Source organism: Pseudomonas sp. NFX71 (assembly GCF_048079215.1).
Classification (GTDB): domain Bacteria; phylum Pseudomonadota; class Gammaproteobacteria; order Pseudomonadales; family Pseudomonadaceae; genus Aquipseudomonas; species Aquipseudomonas fluorescens_B.
Window position 1 is genome coordinate 931,408 of sequence record NZ_CP182230.1, and the last position, 17,218, is coordinate 948,625.

The 17,218-nt window shown below is 59.9% G+C and carries 14 protein-coding genes; 12 read left to right on the forward strand and 2 right to left on the reverse strand.

Annotated elements, in window-relative coordinates; all coding sequences use genetic code 11:
• The first annotated feature begins 141 nt into the window (after window positions 1-141).
• From ACM1ZW_RS04290 to ACM1ZW_RS04340, 11 genes are all read left to right on the forward strand, one after another.
• On the forward strand, window positions 142-1,545 hold the full coding sequence (locus ACM1ZW_RS04290; RefSeq protein WP_017340805.1) for a polynucleotide adenylyltransferase PcnB: 1,404 nt from the start codon (window positions 142-144) through the stop codon (window positions 1,543-1,545).
• A 2-nt stretch (window positions 1,546-1,547) separates the two neighbouring features.
• Window positions 1,548-2,033, forward strand: coding sequence for a 2-amino-4-hydroxy-6-hydroxymethyldihydropteridine diphosphokinase (folK, locus tag ACM1ZW_RS04295; protein WP_017340806.1), 486 nt, complete (start codon window positions 1,548-1,550; stop codon window positions 2,031-2,033).
• 354 nt (window positions 2,034-2,387) lie between these two features.
• Complete coding sequence (gene panB, locus ACM1ZW_RS04300; RefSeq protein WP_017340807.1) at window positions 2,388-3,188, forward strand: 3-methyl-2-oxobutanoate hydroxymethyltransferase; 801 nt, start codon at window positions 2,388-2,390, stop codon at window positions 3,186-3,188.
• On the forward strand, window positions 3,185-4,045 hold the full coding sequence (panC, locus tag ACM1ZW_RS04305; protein ID WP_416740211.1) for a pantoate--beta-alanine ligase: 861 nt from the start codon (window positions 3,185-3,187) through the stop codon (window positions 4,043-4,045). Before panB ends, panC begins: the two co-directional genes overlap by 4 nt.
• Before the next feature lie 129 nt (window positions 4,046-4,174).
• Window positions 4,175-4,555, forward strand: a complete 381-nt coding sequence (panD, locus tag ACM1ZW_RS04310) for an aspartate 1-decarboxylase (protein WP_003228271.1) — start codon at window positions 4,175-4,177, stop codon at window positions 4,553-4,555.
• 218 nt (window positions 4,556-4,773) lie between these two features.
• Window positions 4,774-6,438, forward strand: coding sequence for a glucose-6-phosphate isomerase (gene pgi, locus ACM1ZW_RS04315; RefSeq protein ID WP_017340809.1), 1,665 nt, complete (start codon window positions 4,774-4,776; stop codon window positions 6,436-6,438).
• A gap of 134 nt (window positions 6,439-6,572) precedes the next feature.
• Window positions 6,573-8,510 (forward strand): acetate--CoA ligase, encoded by a 1,938-nt coding sequence (acs, locus tag ACM1ZW_RS04320; RefSeq protein ID WP_416740212.1) that lies wholly within the window; start codon window positions 6,573-6,575, stop codon window positions 8,508-8,510.
• Window positions 8,511-8,560: 50 nt separating this feature from the next.
• Window positions 8,561-9,433, forward strand: a complete 873-nt coding sequence (locus ACM1ZW_RS04325; protein WP_017340811.1) for an oxygenase MpaB family protein — start codon at window positions 8,561-8,563, stop codon at window positions 9,431-9,433.
• Between the two features lie 190 nt (window positions 9,434-9,623).
• Entirely contained in the window at window positions 9,624-10,640 is a 1,017-nt protein-coding gene (locus ACM1ZW_RS04330; RefSeq protein ID WP_017340812.1) for a class I SAM-dependent rRNA methyltransferase, read from the forward strand.
• A 93-nt stretch (window positions 10,641-10,733) separates the two neighbouring features.
• Window positions 10,734-13,685, forward strand: coding sequence for a DUF748 domain-containing protein (locus tag ACM1ZW_RS04335; RefSeq protein WP_416740213.1), 2,952 nt, complete (start codon window positions 10,734-10,736; stop codon window positions 13,683-13,685).
• Window positions 13,685-13,981: a DUF2845 domain-containing protein gene (locus ACM1ZW_RS04340; protein ID WP_416740214.1), complete on the forward strand. Its 297-nt coding sequence runs from the start codon at window positions 13,685-13,687 to the stop codon at window positions 13,979-13,981. Before ACM1ZW_RS04335 ends, ACM1ZW_RS04340 begins: the two co-directional genes overlap by 1 nt.
• 236 nt (window positions 13,982-14,217) lie before the next feature.
• Here ACM1ZW_RS04340 and ACM1ZW_RS04345 read toward each other — a convergent pair whose 3' ends face one another.
• Both ACM1ZW_RS04345 and ACM1ZW_RS04350 read right to left on the reverse strand, forming a co-directional pair.
• On the reverse strand, window positions 14,218-14,574 hold the full coding sequence (locus ACM1ZW_RS04345; RefSeq protein WP_017340815.1) for a BON domain-containing protein: 357 nt from the start codon (window positions 14,572-14,574) through the stop codon (window positions 14,218-14,220).
• 305 nt (window positions 14,575-14,879) lie between these two features.
• The gene (locus ACM1ZW_RS04350) at window positions 14,880-15,290 is read right to left on the reverse strand and encodes a pilin (RefSeq protein WP_017340816.1); all 411 of its coding nucleotides are present in this window, start codon (window positions 15,288-15,290) and stop codon (window positions 14,880-14,882) included.
• Window positions 15,291-15,515: 225 nt separating this feature from the next.
• Between ACM1ZW_RS04350 and pilB the strand changes: the two genes are divergently transcribed.
• Entirely contained in the window at window positions 15,516-17,216 is a 1,701-nt protein-coding gene (gene pilB / locus ACM1ZW_RS04355; protein ID WP_017340817.1) for a type IV-A pilus assembly ATPase PilB, read from the forward strand.
• Window positions 17,217-17,218 lie beyond the last annotated feature (2 nt).

Sequence of the window (17,218 nt, forward strand, 5' to 3'; positions counted from 1 at the left end):
GCTGTTTACCCCCCGTGCCAGGCATGCCCTTCAAGCGCTTGCGCAGCTTCCTACACCATCCCCCGACTAAATGCTAGAATCCCCGCCCATCATGCGGTCATTCTTCGTTATGGCCGAACATTCCTTCAAACAGTGCATCCCATGCTGAAGAAGCTGTTCCAGTCATTCCGTTCTCCCAAGCGTCATACGCAACACATCCGCAGCACGCCTGAAGTGCTTAACAGCGGCCAACATTCGCTGCAAAAGGCGCAATTCAGCCGTTATGCGGTGAATATCGTCGAACGCCTGCAGAACGCCGGTTACCAGGCTTATCTGGTCGGCGGCTGTGTGCGTGACATGATGCTCGGCATCACGCCAAAAGATTTCGACGTTGCCACCAGCGCTACCCCTGAACAGGTTCGCGCCGAATTCCGCAATGCGCGGATCATCGGTCGTCGCTTCAAACTGGTGCATATCCACTTTGGTCGCGAAATCATCGAAGTCGCGACCTTCCGCGCCAATCACCCGCAAAACGACGAAGAGGAAGACAGCAACCAGTCTTCCCGCAACGAGAGCGGGCGCATCCTGCGCGACAACGTCTACGGCACGCTGGAAGAAGACGCGCAACGCCGCGACTTCACCATCAACGCCCTGTATTACGATCCGGTCAGCGAACGTATTCTCGACTACGCCAACGGCGTACACGACATCCGCAATCACCTGATCCGCCTGATCGGTGACCCGAAGCAACGCTACCAGGAAGACCCGGTACGGATGCTGCGGGCCGTGCGTTTCGCCGCGAAACTGAATTTCGGTATCGAAAAACACAGCGCCCTGCCGATCCGCGATCTGGCGCCGATGCTGCGCGAGATCCCGTCGGCCCGCCTGTTCGAAGAAGTGCTCAAGCTGTTCCTCTCCGGCCACGCCGCGGACACCTTCGAGATGCTGGTCGACTTGCAGTTGTTCGATCCGCTGTTCCCGGCCAGTGCCGAGGCGCTGGAATACAACCCGACGTACACCCACACCCTGATCAGCGAAGCGCTGATCAACACCGACCTGCGGATCAAGCAGAACAAACCGGTGACCCCGGCGTTCCTGTTTGCAGCCCTGCTCTGGCCTGCCCTGCCGGCTCGCGTGTTGCGCTTGCAGGAACGTGGCATGCCGCCGATCCCGGCGATGCAGGAAGCGGCGCATGAGTTGATTGCCGAACAGTGCCAGCGGATCGCGATTCCAAAACGCTTCACCATGCCGATCCGCGAAATCTGGGACATGCAGGAACGCCTGCCACGCCGCAGCGGCAAACGCGCCGATCTGTTGCTGGACAATCCGCGATTCCGCGCCGGTTACGACTTCCTGCTGCTGCGTGAAAGCGCCGGCGAGCAGACCGATGGCCTGGGCGAATGGTGGACCGATTATCAGGACGCCAACGACAGTGAGCGTCGCGACATGATCCGCGACCTCAGCGGCAAGGACGACGGCGCCAGCGGTGCGCCGCGCAAACGTCGCCGCAGCGGCGGTGCCAAGCGCAAACGCGCGGCTGGCGCTCCGAGCGCTACGGGCGAGTAAGCATGGAACGCATCTACATCGGCATGGGCAGCAACCTGGCTGACCCCGCCGAACAATTGCGCAGCGCCGTCGAGGCGCTGGCGCAATTGCCGCAGACCGAACTGGTCGGGGTTTCAGCGTTTTATCAGAGCGACTCGCTGCTACCCGGCCAACCGCGTTACACCAACGCGGTCGCCGCGCTCGATAGCACGCTCGCACCGCTGGACCTGCTCGACGCGCTGCAAGCCATCGAAAACGGACAGGGCCGCGAACGCCTGGAACGCTGGGGGCCGCGCACGCTGGATCTCGATATTCTGCTGTTCGGCGATCGACTGATCGATGAACCGCGCCTCAAGGTGCCTCACTACCATATGCAGGAACGCGCGTTCGTTCTGTATCCGCTGGCCGAATTGGCGCCGGCGGATTTGCGTTTGGCGGATGGGCGCAGCCTGAGTGAATTGCTCGCAGCCTGCCCGTTCGTCGGGCTGGAACGCCTCCCTCAAAGTTGACACAAAACCACTGTGGGAGCGGGCTTGCTCGCGACGACGGTGTGTCATTCAGTATTGATGCCGACTGATCCACCGCCTTCGCGAGCAAGCCCGCTTGTGTCGTGCATAAGATCTGCGGCTGCTGAATCGCATCAGTTACTCCGGTAACACCCCACGCGTAACAACGCGGTAACACACGCAATTGACTTCCCGAGTTCTCCTCACGACTATAGGCGTCCCGCTGCCGCCAACGCGGCATTGAAGGGCGCAATCCAGGCCTTAAAAGCACGACAACAGACCGTGCGCCTGTATTTAACGAAGAATCACGCGCGTTACTCGCAGTAGTTTCCACAGCGCCTGAATGAGGAACTTTTCATGCCAGCCATCACCCTGACCACTCTGCAAGGTCTCAAGCAAAAAGGTGAAAAAATCACCATGCTGACCTGCTATGACGCGACCTTCGCCCACGCCTGCAATGAGGCTGGCGTCGAAGTGCTGCTGGTGGGCGACTCCCTCGGCATGGTGCTCCAGGGTCACGACAGCACCCTGCCGGTGACCACCGCCGAGATGGCTTACCACGTCGCCGCCGTCAAACGCGGTAACACTGACGCGTTGATCCTCGCCGACCTGCCCTTCATGGCCTATGCCACCCTCGAACAAACCATGACCAACAGCGCCCTGTTGATGCAGGCCGGTGCGCACATGGTCAAGGTCGAAGGCGCGCTGTGGCTGGCAGACTCGATCCGTCTGCTGGCCGAGCGCGGTATCCCGGTGTGCGCACACATGGGGCTGACACCGCAGTCGGTGAACATTCTGGGCGGTTACAAAGTCCAGGGCCGTAACGAGAACCAGGCACGGCAGATGCGCGCCGACGCCATCGCCCTGGAACAGGCCGGTGCCGCCATGCTGCTGCTCGAATGCGTACCGAGCGAACTGGCTCAGGAAATTACCCAGGCAGTGGGGATACCGGTGATCGGCATCGGCGCCGGCAGCGGTACCGACGGCCAGGTCCTGGTGCTGCACGACATGCTCGGTCTGTCGATTACGGGCCGAGTGCCGAAATTCGTGAAAAACTTCATGAACGGCCAACCCAGCATTCAAGCGGCCCTGAACGCTTACGTCACTGACGTCAAAGCGGCGACTTTCCCTGGTATCGAACACGGATTCTCTGCATGAACACCGTTAAAACCGTACGCGAACTGCGGGCCGCCGTGGCCCGCGCCCGCAGCGAAGGCAAGCGCATTGCCTTCGTGCCGACCATGGGCAACCTGCACAGCGGTCATATCGCACTGATTACCAAAGCCAGCCAACGGGCGGATTTCGTGGTCGCGAGCATTTTCGTCAACCCACTGCAGTTCGGTGCAGGCGAAGATCTCGACAAGTACCCCCGCACCCTCGCGGCAGACCAGGAAAAGTTGCTCCAGGCCGGTTGCCACTTGCTGTTCGCGCCGACAGTCGAAGAAATGTACCCCGATGGCATGGCTGGCCAGACTCGCGTCAGTGTTCCGCAACTGTCCGAAGGCTTGTGCGGCGCCAGCCGTCCGGGGCATTTCGAAGGTGTGGCGACGGTGGTCAGCAAGTTGTTCAACATGGTTCAACCGGACCTGGCGATCTTCGGTCAGAAAGACTTCCAGCAACTGGCGGTGATTCGCGCGCTGGTGCATGACCTGAACATGCCGATCCAGATCATCGGCGAGCCGACGGTCCGTGCGGCCGACGGCCTGGCACTGTCATCACGCAATGGGTTCCTCAGCGAAGAACAGCGGGCGGTTGCGCCGGTGGTGTATCGCACGCTGGCCTCGATTACCGAAGCCATCAAACAAGGTGACCGCGATTATCCGGCGCTGATCGCGGCACAACAACAGCAACTCGAAGCCGCGGGCCTGCGTACCGATTACCTGGAAATCCGTCATGCGCTGACCTTGCGTCCGGCGACGACGGAAGATCGGGATCTGGTGATTCTGGTGGCGGCGTTCCTCGGCACCACACGGTTGATCGACAACCTGCACCTGAACCTCGACGCCACCGCATAAAACACCAAAAATCCTTAGGAGCCGGCTTGCTGGCTCCTGCAGAGGGCTGCTCCCTTGCGCCCTGTATTGCTGCCCACAATGCCTTCGGGCAAACTGCCCGCCGTTCGATTCCGACCTGGGGAAACACTCATGCACGCCATCATGCTCAAGGCCAAGCTGCATCGCGCCGAAGTCACCCACGCAGTTCTTGATTACGAAGGTTCCTGCGCCATCGACGGCGAATGGCTGGACTTATCCGGCATCCGTGAATACGAACAGATCCAGATCTACAACGTCGACAACGGCGAACGCTTCACCACTTATGCGATTCGTGGCGAAGAAGGCTCGCGCATGATTTCAGTTAACGGTGCCGCGGCGCACAAGGCCAAGGTCGGCGACCGTGTGATCATCTGCGCTTACGCTCACTACAGCGAAGCCGAACTGCTCAACTTCAAGCCGCGCATGCTTTACATGGCGCCGGGTAACGAGTTGAGCCACACCAGCAATGCCATTCCGGTTCAGGTTGCCTGACCGAACCTTCTCTTCCGTTTGTCGGACCGTTCCCCACTTTATGTATAAAAAAGTACCGGGAACGGGTCAGACAAAGTCAAGACAGATCGCAGCGCGAGGTTTACTGTATTCGCCCTGCGCCATGAAATCGTGTCGACGCAGTTGACCGGACGCCCCCACAGCGCTCCGGGATTTTTAGTGTTCAAAAGGCCGTTCAAGTAAAAAGGAAACCCGCAGCGATGGCGTACTACCGCACTCCTCACGACGTGACCGCTCTGCCCGCCTGGCAAGCGCTGAATGACCACCGCCAAGCCATGCAGGATTTCAGCATGCGCGAAGCCTTTAATGCCGACCCGCAGCGCTTTACTCAATTCACCCTCAGCAGCTGCGGCCTGTTTCTCGACTACTCGAAGAACCTGATCAACGCCGAAACCCGCGATCTGCTGGTGGGTCTGGCCAACGAAGTCGACCTCAAGGGCGCGATCAAAGCGCTGTTCGACGGCGAGATCGTCAACTCCTCCGAAGGCCGTCCGGCCCTGCACACCGCGCTGCGTCGTCCAGTGGGTGAAAAGCTGTCGGTCAATGGCGTCAACGTGATGCCCGAAGTACACAAGGTGTTGAACAAGATTACCGACCTCGTGGGCCGCATCCACGACGGTCTGTGGCGCGGTTACACCGAGAAGCCGATCACCGACGTGGTGAACATCGGCATCGGTGGCTCGTTCCTCGGCCCCGAGCTGGTCTCCGAAGCGCTGCTGTCCTACGCCCAGAAAGGCGTGCGCTGTCATTACCTGGCGAACATCGACGGCAGTGAACTCCATGAGCTGACCATGAAGCTGCGTGCCGAGACCACGCTGTTTATCGTTTCGTCGAAATCCTTCAACACCCTCGAAACCCTGAAGAATGCCCAGGCCGCTCGCGCCTGGTACCTGGCTCAGGGCGGTTCGGAAGCCGAGCTGTATCGTCACTTCATCGCCGTTTCCAGCAACAACGCGGCGGCTGTGGCGTTCGGTATCCGCGAAGAAAACATCTTCCCGATGTGGGACTGGGTCGGCGGTCGCTACTCGCTGTGGTCGGCCATCGGATTGCCGATTGCCCTGGCCATCGGCATGTCGAACTTCAAGGAACTGCTGTCCGGTGCCTACACCATGGACCAGCATTTCCAGAGCGCGCCGTTCGAACAGAACATGCCGGTGCTGCTGGCCTTGCTCGGCGTCTGGTACGGCAACTTCTGGGGCGCGCAAAGTCACGCGATCCTGCCGTACGACCACTACCTGCGTAACATCACCAAACACTTGCAACAGCTGGACATGGAATCCAACGGCAAGAGCGTGCGTCAGGACGGCACGCCGGTGTCCACCGACACTGGCCCCGTGATCTGGGGCGGCGTGGGTTGCAACGGCCAACACGCGTATCACCAGTTGCTGCACCAGGGCACCCAACTGATTCCGGCCGACTTCATCGTGCCGATCGTCAGCTTCAACCCGGTCTCCGATCATCACCAGTGGCTGTACGCCAACTGCCTGTCGCAAAGCCAGGCACTGATGCTCGGCAAGACCCGCGCCGAAGCAGAAGCCGAGTTGCGGGACAAGGGCATGGCCGAAGCGGACGTGCAGAAACTCGCGCCGCACAAGGTGATCCCGGGCAACCGTCCGAGCAACACGCTGGTGGTCGAACGCATCAGCCCGCGTCGTCTTGGCGCACTGGTGGCGATGTACGAACACAAGGTTTTCGTGCAAAGCGTGGTCTGGGGCATCAACGCCTTCGACCAGTGGGGCGTGGAATTGGGCAAAGAGCTGGGCAAAGGCGTCTACAACCGCCTGGTCGGCAGCGAAGAAACCCCGGCTGACGATGCGTCCACCCAAGGGCTGATCAACTACTTCCGCGGTCGTCACCGCGGGTGATTTGACAGTTCACTGCATTACCCTGTGGGAGCGAGCAGGCTCGCTCCCACAGTTGTTTAGCACACGGCTTGAACCCTTCGGTCACTCGGCGCATCTTTATTACTTGTTTACCAAAACAAGAATAAGGAACCGTCATGTTCGATATCAGCACGTTCCCCAAAGCCGATGCCGTCCGCCGGGCCGCACAACTCAGTCAAGACGACTACAAGCGCCTGTACCGCCAATCCATCGAACACCCCAGCGAATTCTGGGCCGAGCAGGCTTCACGCTTTCTCGACTGGAGCAAACCCTGGGATACCGTCCAGCGCTATAACCTGAAAACCGGTGAAGCCAGCTGGTTTGCCGGCGCAAAGTTGAATGTCAGTTACAACTGCATTGACCGGCACCTGGAAAAACGCGGCGATCAGGTCGCAATCATCTGGGAAGGCGACGACCCCGCCGAGTCCGCCCAGATCACCTACAAAAAACTGCACCACAACGTCTGCCGCCTGGCCAACGTGCTCAAAAGCCGTGGCGTGAAGAAAGGCGACCGCGTGTGCATCTACATGCCGATGATCCCCGAAGCCGCCTACGCCATGCTCGCCTGCACGCGGATCGGTGCGGTGCATTCGGTGGTGTTTGGCGGGTTCTCCCCCGATTCTGTGCGTGACCGGATTCTCGATGCCGACTGCCGCACCGTGATCACCGCCGATGAAGGCGTGCGCGGCGGCAAATTCGTACCGCTCAAAGACAAGGTCGACAAGGCGCTGCAGAGTTGTCCGAATGTCAGCACCGTGATCGTGGTCGAGCGTACTCAGGGTGAAGTGAACTGGGTCGAAGGCCGCGACCTCTGGTATCACCAGGCCCTGCGCGATGTCAGCGACGATTGCCCGCCAGAACCGATGGACGCCGAGGACCCGCTGTTCATTCTTTACACCTCCGGCAGCACGGGCAAACCCAAAGGTGTGCTGCACACTACCGGCGGCTATCTGCTGCAAGCGGCGATGACCTTCAAATACGTGCTCGACTACCGCGACGACGAAGTCTTCTGGTGCACCGCCGATGTCGGCTGGGTCACCGGCCACAGTTACATCGTCTACGGGCCGCTGGCCAACGGCGCGACCACGCTGATCTTCGAAGGCGTACCCAGTTATCCAAGCAGTTCGCGTTTCTGGCAGGTGATCGATAAACACCACGTGAACATCTTCTACACCGCTCCCACCGCCCTGCGCTCGCTGATGCGCGAAGGCCCCGAACCGTTGAAGGAAACGTCTCGCGCCAGCCTCAGATTACTCGGCAGCGTCGGTGAGCCGATCAACCCGGAAGCGTGGGACTGGTATTTCAATGTCGTCGGCGAACAGCGTTGCCCGATCGTCGATACCTGGTGGCAGACCGAGACCGGCGGCATCATGCTCAGCCCGCTGGTCAGCGCGCAGCGGATCAAACCCGGCTGCGCCACGCAACCGATGTTCGGCGTGCAACCGGTGCTGCTCGATGAAGTGGGCAAGGAAATCAAAGGCTCCGGCAGCGGTGTGCTGGCGATCAAATCCAGCTGGCCGGCGCAGATCCGCAGCGTCTACGGCGACCCGCAACGGATGGTCGATACCTACTTCAAACCCTATCCCGGTTACTACTTCACCGGCGACGGCGCTCGCCGCGACGAGGACGGCGATTACTGGATTACCGGGCGTATCGACGACGTGATCAACGTTTCCGGTCACCGCATCGGCACTGCCGAAGTCGAAAGTGCCCTGGTGCTGCACGACAGCATCGCCGAGGCTGCCGTGGTCGGTTACCCTCACGACATTAAAGGCCAGGGCATCTATGCGTTTGTCACGCCCATGAACGGCACCGACCCCACCGACGAACTGAAGAAAGAACTGCTGGCCCACGTCAGCAAGGAGATCGGCAGCTTCGCCAAACCGGACCTGATCCAGTGGGCACCGGCCTTGCCGAAAACCCGTTCGGGCAAGATCATGCGGCGGATTCTGCGCAAGATCGCCTGCAACGAGCTCGACAGTCTGGGAGACACGTCGACCCTGGCCGATCCAAGTGTGGTTCAGGACCTGGTCGATAAACGCCTGAACCAATAAGCCCAGCGCGGCCAGCAATGGCCGCGTTTCATTTTCGCCACTGAGTCGCCATGGAATTCATCCGCAGCCGCATCGAAACCCAGGTCATGAGCCTCACCGGTCTGTCCCTCGGCAAGCTCGACCTGGAAAATCCCAAGGGCGACCCCGGCCTGTTCGGTCCCGATTCGGTGAGTTGGCAGGTTCACGGCGACTTCAGCAGCATGCTCATCGGCGGTATCAGCGCGCTGATGCTGCAAGCCCTGCACCCATTGGCGCTGGCCGGGGTCTGGGACCATTCGAATTTTCGCGAGGACATGCTCGGTCGCTTGCGCCGTACAGGGCAGTTTATTTCCGGCACCACGTTCGGTTCCCGCCGGGATGCGGACTGGCTGATCGAGAAAGTGCGCACCATCCACCTTCAAGTGACCGGCACCGCGCCGGATGGTCGGCCATACGCCGCGAGTGATCCCGATCTGCTGACGTGGGTGCATGTGGCCGAGGTCAGCAACTTCCTCGCGGCGCATTTGCGTTACCGCAATCCGCACCTGTCTGCGGCCGATCAGGACCGCTACTACGACGAAATCGCTCTGGTCGCCGAACGGCTCGGTGCTCGTGACGTGCCCCGTTCGCGACAGGAAATAGCCGATTACCTTGAGCGCATTCGCCCGCAACTGCTGTGCGACGATCGCAGTCGCGAGGTGTTGCGACGGTTGTTGAACGCCCCGGCCCCCAGCCGTCTGGCCAAGCCGTTCGGCGGATTGATGATGCAGGCCGGTATCGACCTGCTGCCGGATTGGGCCAGTGACATGCTGGGCGTCCGCCAGAGTCCGCTGCAACGCACGCTGATCCGCGCCAGCGTCAACCGCAGCGCGCCGATGCTGCGCTGGGCAGTGCGTAATGGCTCGGTGCATCGGGCGAAGCGGCGGATGGGGTTGCCGACCTGAACTCCGGCCCTTGTGGCGAGGGGGCTTGCCCCCGTTCCAGTGCACAGCACTGGCAAGATTTCGGAAACGCTCGAGATTTTGGGGCCGCTTCGCAGCCCAGCGGGCGCAAGCTCCCGCGCCACAGGCAATCCCCCTTGCCACAGTGTTAAACTCCCGCGCCAAATTCCCTCCCTCCTGCAAGGCGCTCAGCATGTCTTCCTTGAATCAGGCGCTGCGCGCCGCCCTCGATCATCGCCAGGACCTGCTTGCCGAACTGCATCAGCAAGGCACCGATTGCTATCGCCTGTTCCATGGCAGCCAGGAAGGCGCCGGCGGCCTGACCATCGACCGCTACGGCCCGCAACTGTTGGTGCAGAGCTTTCACCAGGCCCTGGAGCGCGATGACCTGCTGCAACTGCACGAGGCGATCAATCAACACCTGGGCTTCGAAACCCTGCTGGTCTACAACGACCGTTCCCGGGGCAACTCGCGCATCGACCGCGAAGACACCGTTTACCGCGCCGACGAAGCCGCCCTGCAAGACCTGGTCGGCCACGAATGGGGCCTGAACTACCGGGTCCGCGGCCGTCACGCCGGTCAGGACCCGCTGCTGTTCCTCGACCTGCGCAACACCCGCGGCTGGGTCAAGGAACACAGCAAGCACAAAAGCGTGCTCAACCTGTTTGCCTACACCTGCGGCGTCGGCCTGAGCGCTGCGGCCGGTGGCGCGAGCGAAGTGTGCAACCTGGATTTCGCCGAAGGCAATCTGGCAGTTGGCCGCGAAAACGGTCTGCTCAATCCGCAGTTGCCGACCATGCAGTTCATCCAGTCCGATTACTTCCCGGCCATTCGCCAGCTCGCCGGCCTGCCCATCAGCCAGCGCCGCGGGCAAAAATTGCCGAGCTATCAACGCCTGGAACAACGTCAATACGACCTGGTGTTGCTGGACCCACCGGCCTGGGCCAAGAGCGCTTTCGGCACCGTCGACCTGCTGCGCGACTACCAGAGCCTGCTCAAACCGGCGCTGCTGACCACCGCCGACAATGGCGTGCTGATCTGCTGCAACAACCTGGCAAAAGTCAGCATGGACGACTGGCGCGAACAGGTTTTGCGTTGCGCCGAGAAAGCCGGGAGGCCGGTGCGCGAGTGGACGGTGATGAAACCGGGCGGCGATTTCCCGTCCATGGATCAACAGCCACCGCTGAAAACCCTGATCCTGCAACTCTGAATCCCAAAGAAAATTTCAGATAAATCCTATAACGCAGGGTGGCTTCGGAACCGGATTCGCGTGCCATACTCCAACGCACTCCGATTCAGACAGATGAAGCCACACATGCCCAAAGGATTGATCCGCGCTATCGGCGCCCTGTTGACTGCTCTGGCCCTCTACAGCCTGCTGGGGTTTCTGATTTTGCCGGGCATCGCATTGCGGGTTGCCAACCAGCAACTGGCCAACTACGCCACGACGCCCGCCACGATTCAGCGAATCGAACTCAACCCCTTCAGCCTTGAAGTCACCCTATGGGGCCTGATCATCGGCGAGCCGGGCAAGGAACAGGTCGGCTTCGAACGCCTGTACGCCAACCTGCAGATCGACAGCCTCTGGACCAAAGCACTGCATCTGTCGGATATCGAGCTGGACAAACCCAAGACCGAAATCCTCTTTGGCAAGGACGGCAAGCTCAATCTGCTCGGTCTGTTCAACATCCCCGCCAGCGAACCGACCCCGGCCGACCCGGACGCCAAACCTTTTCCGCTGCGCATAGAGCGGATCAAACTGGCGGACGGTGTCGTGCACTTCAAGGACGATCGCCCCAGCGAAGCCATCGAGTTCCTCTACGACAAACTCGATTTCGAGCTGAACAACCTCAGCACCCTGCCCGAAGACAGCGCCGACATGACCCTTGTGGCCATCGGCCCGAACGGTGGGCAACTCGACTGGACCGGCAATTTCAGCCTGATCCCGATCGCCTCCGAAGGTAAGCTGAAAATCACCGACGGCCAGATGAAAGCCTTTTGGCCTTATGTGCGCGACGCGCTGCCGCTGGTGCTGGAAAACGGCGTGCTGAACCTGAGCACCGACTACAAGCTCAACTTGTCCAAGGAAACCGAACTGCTGCTGAGCAACGTAGCGGTCAGCGTCGCGCCTTTCGCCATCAATGCCCCGGACGGTCGACCGCTGGCGAAACTCGCGCGACTGGACATCACCGACACCACCGTGGACCTGGCCAAACAGCAAGTCGTGGTCGGCAAGATTCGCAGCAATAAACTGGAAACCTGGGCGGCGCTCGAAGCGGACGGCCAACTCGACTGGCAGAAACTGTTCGCCAGCCAACCGTCCAAGGAAGCTACGAAAGCCAAAGCCGAGCCCGTCAGCACGCCGGCAGCCGCCGACTCGCCGAAAGCGCCTGCCGCGCCGAGCAAGCCTTGGCAGGTAGTGCTCAAGGACGTGCAACTGCGCGATTACCAGGTGCACCTGGCTGATCGAAAAGCGCAACCCGCCGTGACGCTGGACCTGACCCCGCTGAACCTGGACCTGCAGAATTTCGACAGCCTCAATGGCTCGCCCTTTACCCTCAAGCTCGACACCGGCGTGGGCAAGCAAGGCAAGATCACCGCCGATGGCGAGGTCAATCTGGCCCCGGTCAGCGCCAGGCTCAACGTGCAGACCAAGGACATCGACCTGCGGGTTGCCCAGTCCTACATCAACCCGTTCATTCGCCTCGAACTGCGCAGCGGCATGCTCGGCAGCGACCTCGCAGTCAACCTGAAAAGCACCGAGCCGTTGGCGCTGAGCGTGACAGGACGCGCGCAAATCGATCAGCTGCACACCCTCGACACCCTGAAAACCCGCGACTTTCTCAAGTGGCAGCAGGTGGTGGTCGAAGGCTTGAATTATCAGCACGGCGACAGCCTGTCGATCGACCGGATCAACCTGTTCCAGCCCTATGTGCGCTTCATGATCAACGATGACCGCACCACCAACGTCGATGACCTGCTGATCCCGCAGCCGCCCGACTCCGGGGCCAAAACGGCCGCCGCCAAACCCGCCGCCAGCAAGGACAAACCGCTGGGCATCCACATTGGCGGGGTTGCCATCAATGACGGCTCGGCCAACTTTGCCGACTTCAGTCTGACCCCGAACTTCGCCACCGCCGTGCAACAGCTCAACGGCCAGATCGGCACCATCGACAGCCGTCAGGCGAAACCGGCGACCGTGGACATCAAAGGCAAGGTCGATCGCTACGCACCGGTGACCATCAAGGGCTCGGTCAATCCGTTCGACCCAATGGCCAGCCTCGACATCGCCACCAGTTTCAAACGCGTCGAGCTGACCACGCTGACGCCCTACTCCGGCAAGTTCGCCGGCTACCGTATCCGCAAGGGTCGGCTCAATCTCGACCTGCATTACCTGATCACCAAAGGTCAGCTCAAGGCTGAAAACAAAGTGGTGGTCGAGCAGTTGCAGCTCGGTGAAAAGGTCGACAGCCCGGACGCCGTCAGCCTGCCGTTGAAACTGGCGATTGCCCTGCTCAAGGACGTCGACGGCAAGATTTCCATCGAACTGCCGGTCACCGGCGACCTCAACAATCCACAATTCAGCGTCATGCCGATTGTCTGGCAGACCCTGCGCAACCTGATCGTCAAGGCCGCCGCCGCGCCGTTCAAAATGATCGGCGGACTGGTCAGTGGCGGTGGCTCGGAAGACCTGGGCACGGTGTCGTTCGCACCAGGTTCCAGCGACCTGAGCAAGGAGGCCGAGGGCTCGTTGGTCAAACTGTCCCAGGCCCTCAAGGAACGTCCGGCGTTGCGCCTGGAAATCGAAGGCACCGCTGCCGCCAGCAGTGATGGTCCGCCGATCGCCGAGCAACGCCTGGAGCGGGAATACCAGTACAACTACTACAAAATGCTCCAGCGTCGCGGCGACAAGGTGCCGGCGCAGGCTTCGCTGCTGCAAGTACCGGACAGCGAGAAAGGCCCGCTGCTGGAAGGCATCTACCGCACTCGCCTGAAAACCCAGCCACCCGCCGAATGGAAGGATCTGGGCAAGGAAGAACGCACCGCGAAAATGCGCGCGGACGTGATCAAGTTCTGGAGTACCAGCGACGTGCTGTTGCGCCAACTGGGCCAGGACCGTGCCAGCAGCATCAAGGATTATCTGGTCGACAAGGGACAGTTGGCCGACGACCGCGTGTATTTCATCGACGCCAGCCTCGGCGAAGCGGAAAGTGACGGCAAGGTGGTGACACCACTGCATCTGGACGCCGAGTGATGATCAAACAATTGCTGGTCGGCCTGACCCTGGCACTCGCGGCCAGTCAGGCTTCGGCCGCCGATACCCTGCGTTGCGGCAGTCAGTTGGTCAGCGTCGGGGACAGGTCCAGCGAGGTGCTGCAGAAGTGCGGTGAGCCGGTCAGCCGCGACCTGTTGGGCTACAAGCGCAGTGCCAATCGCCGGGAAGAATTCCAGGTCGAGGAATGGACCTACGGACCCAGCGGCGGGATGTACCAGTATCTGCGGTTTGAAGGGAATCGGTTGAAGCAGATCACCAGCAAGCGCGGTAACTGAAGAGCAAAAGATCGCAGCCTTCGGCAGCGCCTACAGGGAATGTGGATATCTGTAGGCGCTGTCGAAGGCAGCGATCTTTTTTTGTGCGCCCACAATAGAACAGGCCCCGAACACGAATGTCCGGGGCCTGTAATGGCCACATCCTTGTGGCCGTCGCATGAACTCTCAAGTCGCGGCGGACGTATGACTCGGCCCGTCTACCGCGTCTTCTCCCGGTCCAGGCGAGAAGTCTTGCCTTACTCGGCTTTCAGGCCGTCAGCGGAGACCGCTTTGACGCCTTTGATTTTCTTGGTGATGGCCACAGCAGTGGCTTTCTGAGCGTCAGTCACCGCGACGGTAGACGACAGGGAAACAACACCTTTGTTGGTTTCAACCTTGATGTCGGTACCAGGAATGCCTTTTTCGGTCACCAGGTCAGCTTTGACTTTGGTGGTGATCCAGGTGTCAGAGGTTGCTTCTTTGGCTTCTGTCACTTCACCAGCAGCCAGCACCATTGGGGACTGGGTAGCCTGGGTGGTTTGAGCAAATGCAGCGTTGGCCATGGTCAGGGTCAGCGCGGTAGCAGTAGCGGCAGCGATAGCGAACTTCTTCATACGAGTAACTCCTGTTTTTTCATAAAGTCTGCTGCATGTCTTGTCAGCAGGGTTACTGGGTATATTGCGAACGCTGTGCCAAGTTTGAGACAGATAAAAAATCGTTATAAATCAATGATATATATAAAAGTGAAATTTTCGGAATCATGCAAATTGCATGACTTTGAAAATATGTACATGCAAGTTGCGGGTTTTGGCGTGGGCCTAAGGCCATGAATTCTCGGGGTTTTCTTTTTTTCCTTTGGGCTATCAAAAAAAATGCCCCGTTTTAACGGGGCATATTTCAAGCGAGGCAGAACAGGCTCTTAGTTAGCAACACATCCGCCTGGGGCATAGTCGGCATCGACCTTGGTCGTACACGCCCAGCCGGTTGTCGGGTCGCGGGTCAGCGTAATGGTCTTGCTAAGAACTGGCGCTGGCGCATTAAGAATCGTGCAACCGATAGTACCTTTGCCGTCAGAGGCTGTACCCGAAGCAGTGATCGTGCAATTGGTGGTAGGCGACGTGCCACCCACTTTGGCCAAATCCGGATTGACCCCCTGATTCAGCACATCTTCAAAATTCACTTTTAAAGCAGAAATCTCAGCAAGCCCGGCCGTAACTTTGGCCCGGGCCTGATATTTCGAATAAGCCGGCAACGCAAATGTCGCCAGAATCCCGATGATCGCCACCACGATCAGCAGTTCGATCAGCGTAAAACCTTTTTGAGTATTCATAGACAAGCTCCATGCATGAGTCGACATCTCATGATCTGAATTAGCCGCAGCACAGCCCGTGCCAATCCGTTAATCCCCTGTTAACGGGGCGCGAGAACAACGCGACGCTTTTGTCTGCACCCAAGGTCCGCACTAACTGACACTTTTTGTCACCAGAGCAGCGCTGGTTTGGCTCCTTGGGTTGACTAGGCTATAAGTCATGAACTGTCTGCGTCCGGTATCCCAATGAATGACATCGCCCTTAGCGGTCTGGCCAAGCAATTGGTCATGGCCGAACTGCTCACTGACAAAAGCGCGCAACAGGCGTATCAGCAAGCCCAACGCCAGAAACTCTCCCTGGTCAGTTATCTGGTGCAGAACAAACTGGTGAAAAGCCGTCAGATCGCCGAGATCGCCTCCGAGCATTTCGGCATGGCGCTGCTGGACCTCCACTGCCTGGACAAAGAGTCCCAACCCAAAGGGCTGGTCAGCGAAAAACTGCTTCGCCAGCACAACGCCCTGCCCCTCTGGCGGCGCGGCAACAAGTTGTTCGTCGGCGTTTCCGACCCGACCAATTACCAGGCCATCAACGATATCCAGTTCAGCACCGGGCTGAACACCGAAGCCATCCTGGTGGAGGACGACAAGCTCAGCGACGCCATCGAGAAATTTTTCGACAGCCACAATTCCGGCCTCGAAGACATGGCTGACGTCGACCTCGATGGCGTCGACATCGAGTCGATCGACGACCGCAACCAGGACGCCATCGCCGGGCAAGACGCCGACGACGCGCCGGTGGTGCGCTTTGTCCACAAGATGTTGCTCGACGCAATCAAGAGCGGCTCATCCGACCTGCACTTCGAACCCTACGAGAAAACCTACCGCGTGCGGATGCGCACCGACGGCATGTTGCGTGAAGTCGCCAAGCCACCGATTCAACTGGCCAACCGCATCGCCGCGCGCCTGAAAGTTATGGCCAGCCTCGACATCTCCGAGCGACGCAAACCCCAGGACGGGCGGATCAAGATGCGCCTGTCCAAGAGCAAGTCCATCGACTTCCGGGTCAATACCCTGCCGACCCTGTGGGGCGAGAAAGTGGTGATCCGGATCCTCGACCCGTCCAGCGCCCAAATGGGCATCGACGCCCTCGGGTACGAGCCGGACCAGAAAGACCTGTACATGGCCGCACTGAAGCAGCCACAAGGGATGATCCTGGTGACCGGGCCTACCGGTTCGGGCAAGACCGTGTCGCTCTATACCGGGCTGAATATCCTCAACACCGTGGACATCAATATCTCCACCGCCGAAGATCCGGTGGAGATCAACATGGAAGGCATCAACCAGGTCAACGTCAACCCCAAGCAGGGGCTGGGCTTTGCCCAGGCGCTGCGTTCGTTTTTGCGCCAGGACCCGGATGTGATCATGGTCGGCGAGATCCGTGACCTGGAAACCGCGGAGATCGCCATCAAGGCCGCCCAGACCGGTCACCTGGTGCTGTCGACCCTGCACACCAACAGCGCCGCGGAAACCCTGACCCGCCTGCACAACATGGGCATTCAGGGGTTCAACATCGCCACCTCGGTCAGTCTGATCATCGCCCAGCGCCTTGCGCGCAAACTGTGCAGCCATTGCAAGAGACCCATCGATATTCCCCGCGAGGCGTTGATCAAGGAAGGCTTCCCCGAGGAACGCATTGGCTCGTTCACGATCTATGAACCGGTCGGTTGCGACCAGTGCAACGTTGGCTACAAGGGGCGCGTGGGAATTTATGAAGTGGTGAAGAACACACCGGACCTGCAACGGCTGATCATGGCCGAAGGCAATTCGCTGGAAATCGATATCCAGATGCGCAAGGACGGCTTCAACGACCTGCGTACTTCCGGGCTGATCAAGGCCATGCAAGGCATCACCAGCCTTGAAGAAATCAACCGGGTCACCAAGGACTGAAC